The organism is Actinomyces provencensis, assembly GCF_900155435.1.
Lineage (GTDB): Bacteria > Actinomycetota > Actinomycetes > Actinomycetales > Actinomycetaceae > Pauljensenia > Pauljensenia provencensis.
In genome coordinates, this window is the sequence record NZ_LT700232.1 from 1 (window position 1) to 1,566 (window position 1,566).

A 1,566-nucleotide genomic window follows, 5' to 3' on the forward strand; every position below is an offset into this window, starting at 1 on the left:
CAGCCGTGCGTGTCAGGCTGGGTGTGAGTCACTCCTGTTGAGGAGGAGTGGTTCGATGAGTTTGACGCCGGGGTTTTCGAGTGAGGAGATCAGGGGCTATGTGTGGGAGTACTTGGATTTGCCTCAGGGGAGCAAGGAAGGATGGCTGGAGGGGAAGCCGTTTACGAGGGCGCAGTTTCACCGGTGGAGGAAGGCGTTCATCAGTGGGGACATGGAGCGTGGGCTGGTGCCGAGGTCTTCCAGTAGGGTCTCGGACATGACGAAACGGGCCTTTGATGCGGAGCGGGCGTTGGAAGGTGAGCGCGCCCGCCATGAGAAGGAACTGAAGGCCGTGGAGGTCGCTCATGCGGCGGAGTTGGCGCGTCGCGATGAGCAGATCCGGATGCTTGAGGCAGGCAACCTTGCACTGGGAAAAGCTTTCGGGCTCTTGCAGCAGATACGCGGTCAAGAGCCCGGAGCCAGCAGCGACGCGGAGAGTTCGAGGTGATCCGCCAGGTGATGTTCGACCTGGTGGGGGACTTGAAAGAAGTGGGCCATTCCCAGCGTGAGGCCTTGGAGATGGCGGGAGTGTCTCGGGGAACGTGGCAGTACCGCGACAAGCCTCGCCGGATCCAGCGCGAGCCCATCCCTCAGGCAGATCGTGGGTATCCCTCACGCATCAGCACCCAGGACGAGGAAGAGGTGATGGCCAGGATCACTGCGGCCTGGGCGAAGGGTGAGTCCGTCCAGCAGGCGTTTGCCACCTCCTGGGATGAGGGCGTGTACCTGGGGAGTCGACGCCAGTGGTACCGCATCGCCAACCGGATCAAGGACCAACAGGCACGCCCCAAGATTCCCACGAAGCGTCGAGGCTCGAAGCGATCAGCACCGATTGTGGAGGCTCACGCTGCTGGCGAGGTGTGGGTGTGGGACATCTCGGACGTCAAGGGGGCCTTCGTGGGCTGCGTGTTCAAGGCCTACAGCGTCCAAGACCTTTACTCCCGAAAGATCGTGGCTCACCGCGTCGCCTCCCGCCAGAGCGACGTGATCGCCCGGGACATGATGAGAGAAGCATTCAACACTCATGGCGCACCGAAGGTCCTGCACTCCGACAATGGGGCTGCGATGAAGTCTGAGCGGATGCGGCGCCTGTGTGGTGACCACGATGTGGCGATGTCCTTCAACCGCCCCAGTGTCTCCAATGACAACCCGTTCAAGGAGAGCGAGTTCCGGACCATGAAGTACCGGCCCTCCTACCCCGGAATGTTCGAGGATCTCCCCGCAGCCCAGCATTGGGTGGGTGAATACGTGGACTGGTTCAACAATGCCCACCACCATTCCAGTCTGGCGCTGCACACTCCAGGATCCGTCTACGACGGCACCTGGACACAGATCCAGGACCGCCGCGTCCAGGCACTGGACACCTACTACGCCCACCACCGCGACCGCCACCGCAAGCCACCCATCCCACCCACGCTACCCAACGTGGTCGGCATCAACTTGCACCACAAGCCAGAAGTACCAGACAACCAATCAGCAGCCAGCTGACACACCCAGTGACTCACCACAGCTTGACACCGCGCGCAG

General features: G+C 61.9%; 2 protein-coding genes. Both read left to right on the forward strand.

The features are described from left to right. Window positions 1-487 (forward strand): hypothetical protein (locus BQ9890_RS14500; RefSeq protein WP_230298052.1); only part of this gene is annotated, 487 nt, incomplete at its 5' end. After that, window positions 484-1,527, forward strand: a complete 1,044-nt coding sequence (locus BQ9890_RS14505) for a DDE-type integrase/transposase/recombinase (RefSeq protein WP_143226256.1) — start codon at window positions 484-486, stop codon at window positions 1,525-1,527. The genes BQ9890_RS14500 and BQ9890_RS14505, both read left to right, overlap by 4 nt. The last annotated feature ends 39 nt before the right edge of the window (window positions 1,528-1,566 follow it).